This window comes from Anabaena sp. FACHB-595, assembly GCF_048568275.1.
Taxonomy (GTDB): domain Bacteria; phylum Cyanobacteriota; class Cyanobacteriia; order Cyanobacteriales; family Nostocaceae; genus Trichormus.
This window is the reverse complement of sequence record NZ_CP183473.1, coordinates 928,755-942,295: the sequence shown is the minus strand read 5'-3', so window position 1 is coordinate 942,295 and position 13,541 is coordinate 928,755. Positions and strand designations below refer to the sequence as shown.

Annotated in this window: 14 protein-coding genes; 6 read left to right on the top strand and 8 right to left on the bottom strand. The window is 43.2% G+C overall.

Features of this window, described 5'->3' with window-relative positions; all coding sequences use genetic code 11:
* The first annotated feature begins 311 nt into the window (after positions 1 to 311).
* Positions 312 to 512, top strand: coding sequence for a hypothetical protein (locus tag ACN222_RS04040; protein ID WP_010994992.1), 201 nt, complete (start codon positions 312 to 314; stop codon positions 510 to 512).
* 307 nt (positions 513 to 819) lie between these two features.
* Here ACN222_RS04040 and ACN222_RS04035 read toward each other — a convergent pair whose 3' ends face one another.
* Positions 820 to 1,281: a hypothetical protein gene (locus tag ACN222_RS04035; protein ID WP_010994990.1), complete on the bottom strand. Its 462-nt coding sequence runs from the start codon at positions 1,279 to 1,281 to the stop codon at positions 820 to 822.
* Positions 1,282 to 1,641: 360 nt separating this feature from the next.
* Here ACN222_RS04035 and ACN222_RS04030 point away from each other — a divergent pair, with 360 nt between their 5' ends.
* Together ACN222_RS04030 and hglK are read left to right on the top strand one after the other, a co-directional pair.
* A complete protein-coding gene (locus tag ACN222_RS04030) occupies positions 1,642 to 1,968 on the top strand; it encodes a hypothetical protein (RefSeq protein ID WP_096637238.1) in 327 nt (108 codons plus the stop codon).
* Positions 1,969 to 2,027: 59 nt separating this feature from the next.
* Positions 2,028 to 4,211 carry a heterocyst-specific glycolipids-directing protein HglK gene (gene hglK, locus ACN222_RS04025; RefSeq protein WP_010994987.1) on the top strand — a complete coding sequence of 728 codons (2,184 nt, stop codon included), beginning with the start codon at positions 2,028 to 2,030 and terminating at the stop codon, positions 4,209 to 4,211.
* Positions 4,212 to 4,312: 101 nt separating this feature from the next.
* Here hglK and ACN222_RS04020 read toward each other — a convergent pair whose 3' ends face one another.
* The 3 genes from ACN222_RS04020 to ACN222_RS04010 all read right to left on the bottom strand — a co-directional run bounded on the left by ACN222_RS04020 (position 4,313) and on the right by ACN222_RS04010 (position 6,063).
* Positions 4,313 to 5,011: a DUF6745 domain-containing protein gene (locus tag ACN222_RS04020; protein ID WP_010994986.1), complete on the bottom strand. Its 699-nt coding sequence runs from the start codon at positions 5,009 to 5,011 to the stop codon at positions 4,313 to 4,315.
* Entirely contained in the window at positions 5,011 to 5,310 is a 300-nt protein-coding gene (locus tag ACN222_RS04015; RefSeq protein WP_010994985.1) for a hypothetical protein, read from the bottom strand. Before ACN222_RS04015 ends, ACN222_RS04020 begins: the two co-directional genes overlap by 1 nt.
* 135 nt (positions 5,311 to 5,445) lie before the next feature.
* Complete coding sequence (locus ACN222_RS04010; RefSeq protein ID WP_010994984.1) at positions 5,446 to 6,063, bottom strand: TetR/AcrR family transcriptional regulator; 618 nt, start codon at positions 6,061 to 6,063, stop codon at positions 5,446 to 5,448.
* A gap of 330 nt (positions 6,064 to 6,393) precedes the next feature.
* On the opposite strand from ACN222_RS04010, the gene ACN222_RS04005 reads away from it, so the two are divergent.
* From ACN222_RS04005 to ACN222_RS03995, 3 genes are all read left to right on the top strand, one after another.
* Complete coding sequence (locus ACN222_RS04005; protein ID WP_010994983.1) at positions 6,394 to 7,614, top strand: ABC exporter membrane fusion protein; 1,221 nt, start codon at positions 6,394 to 6,396, stop codon at positions 7,612 to 7,614.
* 78 nt (positions 7,615 to 7,692) lie between these two features.
* Entirely contained in the window at positions 7,693 to 8,859 is a 1,167-nt protein-coding gene (devC, locus tag ACN222_RS04000; RefSeq protein ID WP_010994982.1) for an ABC transporter permease DevC, read from the top strand.
* Between the two features lie 228 nt (positions 8,860 to 9,087).
* Positions 9,088 to 9,783 (top strand): DevA family ABC transporter ATP-binding protein, encoded by a 696-nt coding sequence (locus ACN222_RS03995; RefSeq protein ID WP_010994981.1) that lies wholly within the window; start codon positions 9,088 to 9,090, stop codon positions 9,781 to 9,783.
* A gap of 437 nt (positions 9,784 to 10,220) precedes the next feature.
* Here the strand turns inward: ACN222_RS03995 and ACN222_RS03990 are convergent, their stop codons facing one another.
* The 4 genes from ACN222_RS03990 to ACN222_RS03975 all read right to left on the bottom strand — a co-directional run bounded on the left by ACN222_RS03990 (position 10,221) and on the right by ACN222_RS03975 (position 13,366).
* Positions 10,221 to 10,628, bottom strand: a complete 408-nt coding sequence (locus ACN222_RS03990) for a hypothetical protein (protein WP_044520727.1) — start codon at positions 10,626 to 10,628, stop codon at positions 10,221 to 10,223.
* Between the two features lie 224 nt (positions 10,629 to 10,852).
* Positions 10,853 to 11,287 (bottom strand): CAAD domain-containing protein, encoded by a 435-nt coding sequence (locus ACN222_RS03985; RefSeq protein ID WP_010994979.1) that lies wholly within the window; start codon positions 11,285 to 11,287, stop codon positions 10,853 to 10,855.
* A gap of 237 nt (positions 11,288 to 11,524) precedes the next feature.
* Positions 11,525 to 11,986, bottom strand: coding sequence for a BON domain-containing protein (locus tag ACN222_RS03980; protein WP_010994978.1), 462 nt, complete (start codon positions 11,984 to 11,986; stop codon positions 11,525 to 11,527).
* Positions 11,987 to 12,082: 96 nt separating this feature from the next.
* Positions 12,083 to 13,366: a general stress protein gene (locus tag ACN222_RS03975; RefSeq protein WP_010994977.1), complete on the bottom strand. Its 1,284-nt coding sequence runs from the start codon at positions 13,364 to 13,366 to the stop codon at positions 12,083 to 12,085.
* Between the last annotated feature and the right edge of the window lie 175 nt (positions 13,367 to 13,541).

Below are 13,541 nucleotides of genomic sequence, written 5' to 3'. Positions count from 1 at the left end.
GCAATATCTACGGTAGGTAAGTAGGTATTGTTAGTGTGAGACGTAAAGACGAGAAAAAAGTTGCACAGAGGCTAAGACTTACCCATGAGAACGAACAATCAAGGGTTCGGACACTTACACCCTTACACCCAATCTCAACAGATAACCTGGGTGCATAAGTCCTGATTATATCCAAGGGAAGAGAATAAATAACTGGAATATATTTCTGGGGTTTCAATTAGAACAATCTACAAGTATGAGGCTTTTACTAAATTGTTCATCCAGAATCAATATAGAATGTTGAATCTATTTTTAAAAGTTGTAATACTGTTATGTTCTCCACAGGAGATTATGTACTTAACCAACAAACTGGGCATTGGGGAAAAGTTGTTGGTTACGGAAACTACCTAATTAACAATATAGATACGGTGACACTGAAAGTGCTGGTGGCGGAAACCGCTAATTCGCAAAAACGAGTGTTTGTAGTGGAAGACAAAGTTTCAGCTTGGATTAGGTGGTCAGTAGCATCATAATTCCACCTTATGAGGAGATGATAATGTTGCAAGATTGTATTTTTTGCCTACATGAAGCCGCCTTACAATTTCTATGCAAAAAGCATTTATTCCCCACAAATCCAAATGATTGTTTTGTTAATCCTCCTTGTGGATGTGCTAACCCTGGTAAAGAAATTCAGTGCGAAGACTGTCCACACCTAGAAGCTTGTCTGTCTAGTTTTAAAAGCAAGCACTAATCTTTGTCCAAACCCTTGATGTTTCGTTTTCATGGGTAAGCTCTATTGTTCAGAGTTTTTTGCTTCCCTGCCTTTTCCCAATCCCCAATTTACCGAGACTGGATACTTTTGCTGCTGTTTGGCAGCTTTTCTTGCGAAATTGAGAGGTTGTAATTATGCTGTCCTGGTAATAGATTCCCTACTTTTAGCGAGTACCTTCCTGGCTGCCAATAACCTGATAGTTCAGCTTTACTGCCTGAGTAAGTATCTGCCATAACACAGAAACGTCCACCAGGCCCATCAATCCATAATGTGGGTTTGCCTTGACCTTCAACGGTCAATCGTAGATAAGGTAGTGCTTCTGTAACTTGGAGAATTTGATTGGCTGTAGCCGCAACATTGCCACAATTGCTTTTGACTGTTCCACCAGACTGACCACTCAAGACCAATGGCTCTGAAGGCAATTTCCTATCGATCTGAATTGATGGTACTTGTGCTAAATTAGCTTGACTTGATGCTAAAATCATCGCTAAAGCTGCGGGAACAACTTTAAATAGGCTAAACTTCTTCATATGAATTAATGCTCCCGACTATTTTTAGAGCGATATATATAATAAATAGTCTGAGTTAAAAGACGTTGCTATTACGTCTATGTTCCAAAATGGATTGTATAAAATTTTATCTACTAATTTAATGACTATATGGCTAAATGTTAAAGATTAGATAAAGTGTCTAATTAATAGGATAGCTGTATTGAAAAGAGGGAATGGGGACTGGAGATTGGGAAGAATTAGGAATTGGGGCAAAGGGAAAATCTTCCAGTAAGTTCTCCCTTCTGCTACCTGTTACCCTGCTTTCTGCTCCTGGCTTCTTACATTTCTCTCATCCCAAATTCCGTTTGTTAAATATCTTAACTGAGGTAAAAAAGATTCATGAGTCCTCAACCAGAAGATGATTTAGAGCGTCGTCTCCAACAACTAGAGGCGGATATGAATGCCCAGTCTCCAGCACCAGAAAAAAATTCGCCGTTGAATTGGCTAAATCAGAACGCTAGTTTTCGGAAATTACAACTCTGGTTTAATGGCTTATCTGGGGCAAAAAAGCTAATAGTTGTGGGTGTGTCGGTAGTATTAGGCATAGCGATCGCCCAGATGGTGTTAAAAGTCGTTGTATCGGCAATATCTTTGGCGCTGTTAGCTGGGTTAGTGTATCTTGGATACAAATTTTTTGTATCTGGCAATTCTCAAAATAAGCAATAGTCTTATGTTAACGATGCCGGAATGCGGCAAAGAATAAACTTAAAGGGAATTATCTAAAAATGACGACTCCAATTGTTAAAAAAAGTAATAATGCACCAAGCAAAAATTTAGTAAAACCAAATTCTCTACCCCTAGCCACAAGACGCTTGGCCGCTTGGGCAACAGAAATTACCTTATTAGCTACCACTGGTTTGGTTCCTTTTGGTCTAGGGGTATATATCAATTCTAGAAGTGATATTAATCGAGAACCCCTCAACCCAGCACTAGTAGTTACAGAAAGAGCGATCGCTAGACCTTTGGCATTACCGGCAGACTATGGTATACGGAATGTAGCTTGGCCGACTAACTACTTATGGATGTTAGCTTTGTTAGCACCCACAGCTCTTTCCTGGTGGCAATTATACTTACTAGCAAAAACAGGTAGTACTCTGCCCAAGCGTTGGTTTGGTGTGAAGGTACTCAACGAAGAAGGCACTCCCCCAGGTTTAGCCACCGTTGTCGTCCGCGAAGGTATTGGTCGTTGGACTGTACCCATGTCCGTTGCTTACATTCTCTGGCGCTACAGTTTTGCCTTTCCCAACTTGGGCTTGTTTACATCATTGGCAGTGTTGATGGTCATAGGCGAAGCTTTGGCCTTACCCGCACGTCGGGGACGGAAAGCCTTACATGATTGGTTGGCGGGTACTTATGTAGTCGATGCCAATCGCCCTGTACCATCCCCAGATGTAGCCCTAAATGGACGAGGTTTATCTGGTGTCAGTCCTCAACCGGAGGAAGGAAATGCCACCTTAGCCACAACTGCAATGGCTATGAGCTACCCCCAAGGAGAAGTCATCACCACAGACAACAGTAGCTTGATTTCCTTGTGGCGACGGATGCAGCAAAACCCCAGTCTCACCTTATTTGGTGTTGCCCTTACCAGTATGACGGCTGTACTGGCTACTTTAATTGGGACTCAAGTTTATATCCAAACTCAGCAAGGGAATCGGGAATCGCAGAAAATTAACAGTCAGCAATTCTTGGAATTTGTGAAACAATTAAGTCCTGAGTCTGGAGCCAGTATCGAAGACCGTCAAAGGACAATTTTGGCTTTGGGTAGTCTGAAAGATTTCCAATCTATCCAGTTTTTGACGGACATGATGGTGAAGGAAACTAACCCCATCCTCATAGATACCATCCAACAGGCACTTACAAGTGTAGGCACCGCCGCCATCCCCGAATTACAAAACAAAAATCAGTTTTTGGCGACAGAATTAGACTCTGTTGGTAGCGCATCTCCAGAACGGGAGGCTCGACAAAAACGCTTACAAATTAACCAGCAGACAATTAATAAAATTCTCAATGTTTATAGTGGTAAAACCTTAGGGCTTGATCTCAGCCGGACTCAACTAGGCCAAAGTGGGACTGTGGGTGGTTCCTTTTTTAACTTGATTTTAGACAACATTGATTTATCAGGCATTAAGTTCAAATCTGCCAATCTTAACCAAGCTAGTTTTAAGGGTAGCCGTTTTCGGAGCGTTGGTGACGATGGACGCTGGGACACCTATGATGATGCGATCGCTGATTTAAGTCAAGCCCAGATGAAACAAGCCAATTTCACTGATGCTAACCTCAGCCGCGTCCTCATGACTCGTAGCGATTTAAGCCGCGCCACCCTCAATAGAGCCAATTTATCCAATGCACGCTTAATTGGTGCTAACCTCAGCAGCGCCCAATTAGTAGGAGCTGATTTGCGGGGTACAGTTTTAGAAAATGCCAGCTTGACAGGGGCTGATTTAGGTGATGCTAAATTACAAGAAGCCAATCTCTACGGCGCGCGTCTTAGTCGAGTCATCGCTATAGGCGCTCAATTATCGTTTGCCAACTTAACTAAAACCGATTGGCAAAGTTCTGACCTCTCCGGCGCTGATTTAGAACGGGCAAATCTCAGCAATGCTGACCTCAGCGCCACTCGCATGACAGGCGCAATTTTACGCTCCGCTCAACTGGAAAATGCTAACTTGCGAAATGCTGATTTAAGTCTGGTCGATTTGCGGGGAGCTAATGTCGCCGGTGCTGATTTTAAAGACACAATTCTCACCCCCAGCAGACAAGACCCAGCAGACCAATTCGTACAAACACCAGAACTAGGTTCAGTATCTGCGGTAGTTAAAGGGGTAGATTTTTCTCAAGCTAAAAATCTAGATGGCAAGCAACTAGCTTATATTTGCACTCAAGGCGGCGTTCATCCACGTTGTCCGTAGATCTGTAATATATCTGGGGATTGGGGATTGGGCGAAAATCTTGCGGTCAGTTCTTCCCCCGCTTCCCCTGCTTCTCCTACTCACCAAAACGAGTAAGTCCCTTAAGCCTCTATCAGGGGGTGATAGTCGTCTGGGTTACTAAAACCAGCCACCCAGGCTGCTGCTTGATGGCAACTCTGCATCTGGGGAGGGACGCGCAGGATGTGAATGTGTCCTGTTGAGGGACAAGTGACCTTTAAGACCATGAGAGCTTCATCATCTTCAAAGGGGATGTACACTAGTTGGCGTTCCCCGCCAGCATCTTTGTCGCGATCGCGTACTAATCCCCCCACTTGCTGCAAAAATGTTTCGTATCCCAGACGCTCAATCAATACTCGTCGCAGCTCAACGTTCTCGATTTTAAGGATATCTTGCCCGGTGATGGACTGAGATTCAAAGGCTATGTAATCGCTGACCTCTACACCTCGCCAGCGCAACACGAAACCATGTCCCACCCCTAAACTTGTAATTCCACTTCCAGCCAACTCAATCCAACGGGTGACATGAAGACCTGGGGGGAGATTGACTAAGTTCACACAGCCACTAATATCTAGACTTTCACAGGTAAGATTTTCTGGTAAATTGCAAAGCTCTGTCGCACCGCTTAAATCCAGATGTCCTAAAACGCGTATCCCCTCCCATGCACGGTGTTCAAGGATGAGTTTTCGCGCCATTTGAGGCGATACAGGCTGATGATTTTCCTTGGGGTGTTGTTGCGATCGCTTCTTCGGGACACGCCCCCCTGACATCATGTTCAGCATTAATCCTCTACCTCCACGTAAGCATCAGGACGGTATTCCCGTTGTCGCCAAACGCGGTACAGCCCTTGGGGTAATTCAATCGGTCGATGTTCTTCATGAATTAAGGTAGCACTGGCTTGTTTAACTTCTAGAAACATCTCGCTACCATGTACCCATAACTGCACACCATGAGATTCCTGTATGCGATGACTGTGACCTGTGACTTCACCATGAGCCAGAGTTGTACCTACTCGTTTTTGGGCAGCATTGGGAATACTATCAATACGCCTAAGCAAAACGTCGCCATGTCTATAAAGCATATTGGCTGTTGTATTTCAGCTTTTGATATCAGTATAGTGTAGTACGCTTTTACTAAAAAGCTCTTTTTCACCAAAAGATAAGGTTTAAAGCCGAGTGGAATTGTGGTCGTGAACTTCCCTTACCCCCCTAATTTTTTACTCAGCACAGTTAATAATTAGGTGTGTTAGGGCATCAATTAGGCGATCGCTCTCCATTGGCATAATATCTTTACCGTGCATAATCTCTTGTGTCATCACAAAATGCACTAATGAACCAATCAAAATTCTGGCTGTAGCTTCTGGATCGGGGATGTTGAGTTCAGGACGAGAAGCTATATATTTACTAATGGTTTCGATGGCTGGCTTGGCAATGCTACCGATAAAAATCTGCGCCAACCCTGGAAAACGTGCTGACTCACCAATCAACAAGCGCTCAAATGACTGATATTCTGGATCGTCTATCATCTGATGTAAGGCTGTTTTCGCTAACCTTCTCAGCACTATATAAGGGTCCCCTTGCAAGGCTTGAGTTCCCAAAATTGTCTGGAAGCGTTTTTTGGCCAGTTTCTCTATTAATGCTTTAAATAAACCTTCTTTATCTTGAAAGTGACTATATACTGTTGCTTTGGAAACCCCAGCCGCTTCCGCTACTTTATCCATACTAGTGGCAGCATAGCCGTTGGCTAAAAATTCCTGCATCGCACCTTGCAGAATCTTCTCAACTTTATCGGTAGAATTTGAACGATCTGTTTCCCCAATTTTTGGGCGTGCCATTTTTCAATAATCCTGAAACGTTATCAATAGAGTCCATAGCCTACAGTCAATAGTTTATAGCCCAAAGCAATAAATAACTATTGACTAAACTAGTCGGTTTAGTATAATCATATTATATAACTACACAGTTTAGTTTTGTATATCTCAGTTCAGATATGGAGTAGATGTACCAGTTATGAAATTGAAGAAAGACAGGGTGTAGGGGTATAGAAGAAAATAACTATGGACTATTGACCAATGACAACTGACAACTGACAACTGACAACTGACAAACTTAATAAAATTCGATTTGAGTTAGCGAAGTTGAAATTGCTACAAAGGTATGGGATTGTGCAGAATTCAAAGCTCGACCGTTCAATTTCTCCTCAATCGATTTTACGTCCAGCGATTTTTTTAGCTTGTTTTGCATCGTTTGTTGCCATAGGAATCAGTTTTTATATAGGGTTAAATTTTCGGGAAGCATCTAATCAAAAGGTACAAGCACCGGGGGCATTGTTACCAGAGCTAAAAACGGTTACAGCTTTAGGACGAATTGAACCAAAGGGGAAAGTAATTAAACTCTCGGCGACTACATCTAGTGAAGGTAGTCGGGTAGAACAACTGTTAGTTAAAGAGGGGGATAGGGTAAAACCGGGACAATTAATTGCGATTTTAGATAGCCGCGATCGCTTAAAAGCTGCTTTAAAAGAAGCCCAAGAACAAGTAAAAGTAGCCCAAGCCAACCTCAACCGTACCCAAGCTGGAGCGAAAGGAGGAGAAATTGCGGCTCAAATGGCCACAATTGCCAAGTTAGAGGCGGAAGGTAGAGGTAATATTGCGGCTCAACTAGCTACTGTAGCGCGATTACAAGCCGAAGTCAGAAACGCCACAGCCGAAAACCAACGCTATCAAACCCTATATCAACAAGGCGCTGTTTCCGCTTCCGAGGGCGATCGCCAGCGCTTAAACTTAGAAACTGCCCAAAAAACCCTCCAAGAAGCCCAAGCCGACTTGCAGCGCATCCAAACCACCAGCCAACAACAACTGCAACAAGCCAAAGCCACATTAGCACAAATCACCGAAGTTCGTGGCGTAGATGTAGAAGCTGCTAAAGCCGAAGTTAATCGCGCCATAGCCGCCATGAACCAAGCAAAAGTGCATTTACAACAAGCCTACGTGCGATGGCCGAAAGAGTTGAGAGGGTCATCACCTCAAGATGCTCAAGTGTTTGAGATTCACACCCATCCAGGGGAATTAGTCTCTACTGATGGCATTGTTGATATTGGACAAACAAACCAAATGTACGTAGTCGCCGAAGTCTACGAAAGCGATATCAGCAGAGTCAAACCAGGGCAAAAAGTAAGAATTATCGGTGATTATTTACCTGTAGAAATGCAGGGAACCGTCGAACGCAAAGGCTTACAGATACGGCGGCAAAATGTAGTCAACACCGACCCTGCAAGCAATATTGATAACCGAGTAGTAGAAGTCCACATTCGTTTAGATCCTACTTCTAGCCAAAAAGCTGCTGATTTAACAAATATGCAGGTTAAAGCAGTTATTGAACTGTGATATCAATTCAAAATTCACAATTAAGAATTAAGAATTAAGACTCACTACTCAGCACTCACTACTCATTCCTAATTTCTTATGTTTCAACAATTGCGGCGACGAACTCCTTTAGGATGGCTGCAACTGAGCCATGAAAGAAGTCGGCTTTTAGTAGCATTGTCAGGTATTGCTTTTGCTGACTTGCTAATGTTTATGCAGCTTGGGTTTCAAGCTGCGCTGTATGACAGTAACACTACATTACATCGCAGTTTGCAGGCTGATATTATCGTCATCGGTTCTCAAACGCGGAACTTACAACGCATTTCTACGTTTTCACGTCGGCGACTTTACCAAGCAATGGATGTCCCAGGAGTGAAGTCAGCAGAGGCGATGTATGTGAGTAATATGCTGTGGAAAAATCCTCAGACACGCCGTGATACGGAAATTTTGGTCATTGGGATTAATCCCGATAGACCAGCTGTGGACTTTCCTGAAGTTAATCAAAAACTATCAGAAATTAAGTTACCGGATACCGTTATATTTGACCGTGCGTCTAGAGGTGATTACCAACAAACCATCGCCCAACTAGAACAAGGACAAACAGTTAAAACCGAACTAGAACGGCGTACAGTGACTATTACTGGTTTATTTAAACTAGGGGCTTCTTTCAGCGCTGACGGTACTTTGATTACCAGTGATCAAAACTTCTTGCGCTTGTTTCCGCGACAGCCAGCTTCTAGCGTCAGTGTGGGTTTGATTCAGTTGGAATCTAAGGCGAATCGCCAACAGGTAGCAGCAGCCTTAAAATCTCGTCTCTCGCAAGATGTGAAAGTGCTGACACACGACGAATTTATCGAATTTGAAAATAACTTTTGGCGCACTAACTCCCCCATAGGATTTATTTTCAGCATCGGGGTGTCAATGGGCTTTGTAGTTGGTGTGATTATTGTGTATCAAGTCTTGTCTACTGATGTTAATACTCACTTGCGAGAGTACGCCACCTTCAAAGCCATCGGCTATCGCCATTATTATCTACTAGGTGTGATCTTTGAAGAAGCCGTAATTTTAGCATTACTGGGCTTTCTTCCCGGCTTATCAGTCTCCTTGGGACTTTACCACCTCACTCGCACTGCCACAAACTTACCCATGTACATGACAGTCATCCGGGCATTGCAAGTATTAATCCTCACAATCATTATGTGTGCAATTTCAGGAGCGATCGCCACCCGTAAACTTCAAGCCGCCGATCCAGCCGAAATGTTTTAAATTCTGGTGGTGGTAGCAGTGCGTTTAACCTACGTTGAGTGCTGAGTAGTAAGTAAGTGGCAGAAGCCCAATCCTTGTAACAATTTGAAAACAGAATGCGACAGATACATACGGATATACCCTTATGCTGTTTGACTTTCCTAATTTTGAATTTTGTTGGCGCAGCCTTGCCGTAGGCTATTTTGAATTTTGAATTGGTATTAGTACCCAATCCCCAGTACCCAATTTATGCTGAAAGTCATTTCCGTTCGGAATCTTGACCACTACTTTGGTAATGGTTCACTGCGTAAGCAAGTTTTATTTAATATCAACTTAGAAATTAATGCTGGTGAAATCGTCATTTTGACTGGGCCTTCTGGTTCCGGTAAAACTACCTTACTTAACTTAGTGGGGGGATTGAGATCACCCCAGTCAGGTAGTTTACGAGTGCTGGGACAAGAATTGTATGGTGCTAGTGCAGAAAGATTGGTGCAGGCACGACGGCGTAACGGTTATATTTTTCAAGGGCATAACCTGCATGGTAGTTTAACCGCACTGCAAAATGTCAAAATGGGGTTAGAACTACACCAATACATTGAATCAGCAGAATTAGAAATTTGTGCAATCCAAATTTTGGAACAGGTGGGATTAGGAAACCATCTGCATTACTACCCTGATCAACTGTCTGGGGGACAAAAACAAAGGGTAGCGATCGCCCGTGCTTTAGTCAGCCATCCACAACTTGTGTTAGCAGATGAACCGACAGCATCCCTAGACAGTCAATCGGGACGAGATGTAGTTAACTTAATGCAAAAACTCGCTCACGAAAAAGGCAGTACAATCCTTATGGTTACTCATGATCACCGTATTTTAAATATTGCTGATCGAATTGTCCAGATGGAAGATGGTAAACTCTTGAGTCCCACTCCTGCCGTAATTAGCTAAAATTGTTCATCACTTCGTCGTAGTTTTGTAATATAACTGCCACAACTGTGTGTAATATTTATTCTTGTATTTGGTTACAAAATGCTTTTTTTGGGTTTAAAGGTAGGGCTTCCTGCCTTTTTTTATGGCGCTGCGCGTGCCAGTACTCTATACCGAATGGCACTAAGATAAGCGCAAATCTTTAAGGTATAAGGCTTTTGGGGTGTAAGGGTGTAAGGGTGTAGGGGAAACAACTAATAATTAAGTGAAGATATCTCATCAATACTGTTCTTCTCCTAACCCCTACACAGCAAGAGTTTCACCTTTTCTTAGTGACATTCTACTCTATACCCTTGAACCCTTACACCTTGTAATAACCTTTGTGCGTAAGTCCTAAAAAACCCGGCTTGTCCAAGAAACCGGGTTTTTTATGATAGTTTTAATCCAAATTTAAAAGACTAAATTAATCCTGGGCCTCTACCACGGCTATCACCTTTTTCTGTTAACTCACCTTCCTTATCTTCGTTAACTTCTGCCAACTCTTGAACCCGTGATGCTGTATCCTCTTCCGCTTCTTTCCTAGCATCACCTGGTACTTCATAGTACATTTCTGGTTCAACCGCGTAGTTGTTTAATAAACCCTCTTTATCTACTGTGTAACCATCTGTGGTGCGAATACTTTGGGCATCTGTTTGGTCATCTGTGGGCGCGTCGGCTTCCCTTTCTTCTGTAGGAAGTGTTTTATATAATTCCCCTTCTCTTTCTTTGCGTGCGGCGGTTTCAGCAGGTACGATGCCTCTATCGTACATATCGGCCTCTGCTCGTTCGGATGAATCGGTTGCTCTTTTAACTGGTTCATTAGTCATAAAATCTGTCCTCGTTAAAAAATCTGTTAAAACTTCGAGAACTAGATTATGCTTTTTAAAGATCACAAATCGACTATCTTTAGAAGTGATTTAATAAATTGTTCAAAAAAATCCTCTTTCTTTAGATATATACAATTCCTAAAAATACCAAATACCCGACTTAATTTAATAAATCGGGTTTCTATTCGGTTACAGATGATTTCTGATAGCTATTTGGGTAAAACTTATTCCCCAAAAACTTGAGATTTCAGTGTCCTAATTTCGGCGGTTAATTCTTGGCGAGTCGAGGACTTGATGAGATAACGGAAAGTAAACCATGTTGAGTAACTAAGGCCAATCAACTCAAAGAAGGGGGCTAGCAAGGGGATACCATTGATTGCACCTAATAAAGCTAGTACCACTTTTAAGGTGACAAGTGCCGCTAAGATAAGCAAAACGGTGAGAATAGAGCGGCTGTATTGTTGATAGAAACTGCCTAAATATTCGGGAAGTTCTGCCAAAAAATCCGTTACTTGATTAGTAATTTGCTGCCACTCAGGAGTAGTTGCTGTAGCTGGTGGTAATTGAGGTAGGTTGCTTTGTCCTGCACTAGACAGTGCTATTGTTCCCTGAGATACTTCGGTATTTAAGGATTCCGGTTGCTTTTGTTCGGTTTCCATAGTTTTTATATGTTGGTAATTACAACAGCTTTTTTAGTTCACTAGACGTAAATAAACATAAACATTCCCGTCGCCAGTTGTCAACGAAAATTCTCAGTAGTTAGTACAACTAACTACTGATACAAAAACAAATTATCTACTGTTAATGGCAAAGACGATGAGAAGACTCTTTCTCCCTCTGCACCTCCGGCTTCCCCTGCTACCAAAGTAATTAGATATTTTTTAGCTGGAAGTCCCTTAACTGTTTGGGGGAGCAACAACTGCTTTGACAACTACGTTGGTGACACCTTTAATTTCTTTGGCTAAAGGTTCAATTTTAGACAACTGGTCTTGGTTGTTGACAGTTCCGCCAACAGTGACAGTACCATTATCTTCTGCTTGGACTGTTAATGCACCATTAGGTATATTCGCCTCTAATTTGGAACGAACTTCGCTAGCTAAATCACCTTCAGCTCTTTGTGCATCGCCGCCAGTAATATTGTTGCGTTGTTCGCGGGCGCGGATATCGGCATTGAGTTGATCTCTACGAACCTCGCTCTGAGCGTCTTGTTGAGCAGCTTGGGTTGCTTCCGCAGAAGGTGCTTGTACATTTTCTGCTGTAGTATCGGGTGCAGATTGACTGGTTCTTGCACCATCTTGACAAGCCGCAGCACCAAACACTAGTAAAGAACTAATTAGAAGAGGAGTTAGCTTTTTCATTTCTTTATTTCCAGGTATCAATAATTTAGTGAGGATAGATTTTGTTTAGTTTCTTGAGAGACGCGTTACATCACGTCCCTCAGTTAATCAATGGGATTAGATTCTTTCTTCGCGGTGATCAACAATCACTACGCTTGGTTCTGTGTCGTGACCTACGTTAGAGGAAACACGATCGCCTACAGTAGAGGAAACGCGATCGCCTGTGATTGTGCTATCAACATCTCGGCGGTGTGTATCATGTAAATCAGTGGCATCAAAAACAGAGTATTCTTGAATACCGCGACGTTTGAGGATAGCCTCAGCGTGTTGAATTTCGCTTTCTGTACCATCAACAATGATGAGGTAGTCACCTCTTTGGAAGCGATCGCTATAAACTCGCGCTTTGTCTTCCGGGATTCCCAAGCCCACGAGTCCGCCAACAATTCCACCTGCGGCTGCACCGAGAGCGCCACCTGCTAAAGTTGTGGCGATCGCGGTAGCGGCTGCACCACCCGCAATTACTGGCCCAACGCCGGGAATTGCCAAAGCACCCAATCCTACTAATAGGCCGCCTAAAGCGCCTAAACCTCCGCCTGTAGCGGCTCCAGCCTTGGCTCCTTCGTCGGCTTTATTGCCTTGATCAAGGTTCGCACCTGCACCTGTGGTTTTGTTACCACTGTTATCTTTAGCGATGAGGGAAACTTGATTCATGGAGAAGCCTGCATCCCGCAATTCTGTTAATGCTGCTTCGGCATCTCGACGGTGAGGAAATACGCCAATTGCTCTTCTGCTTCTTTGTCTGGTTGTTGTGGGAGCCACATCTCGATGAGTAACACCAGTGGCTGCTGCTGCGGTTCCAGGAGCATCATAAATATCGTAGTCTTCTATGCCACGACGGCGCAGGATTGCTTCTGCTTGGGCGATTTCTGCATCAGTTCCGTCTACTATGACTAAATAGTGACCACGGCGTACACGGTCTTCATAACCTCTAGCTCGTTCTTCTGGAATTCCTAAACCAATCAATCCACCCAATAGACCACCAGCCACGGCACCAATTCCAGCACCAGCAAGGGTTGTAGCCAAGGTTGTTGCCGTTGCACCTGCTAACATGATCGGCCCAATTCCTGGAATTGCTAGAGTGCCAAGACCAACTAATAAACCACCCAATCCGCCTAAAGCACCGCCAGTAATAGCCCCTGTTTTAGCACCCTCGTCAGACTTATCACCTACTTTCTCTCGCACAGGGCTACCAGCAATTTCTTCATTCCGGTCTGCATCCTGAGCAATGATGGAAATTCTATCCATCGCAAAACCAGATTGTTTCAATTCGTGGAGGGCTTGTTCAGCATCTCGACGATGAGAGAATACGCCTACAGCGCGTCTATGTACACCTACTACCATTGTTTAAATTCTCCAAACAACAAAAGACAAAATTAGGTAATTAATTTTTTAGAAAATAATTGATTTCATTACTTCCTATTTATCTCTTGGTTCTAACTTCTTTTCATCAATCTGTTGGATGAATTTATAGGTCTGCCATTAGATATAGATATTTTTTGTAAAGTCAAAATAATAC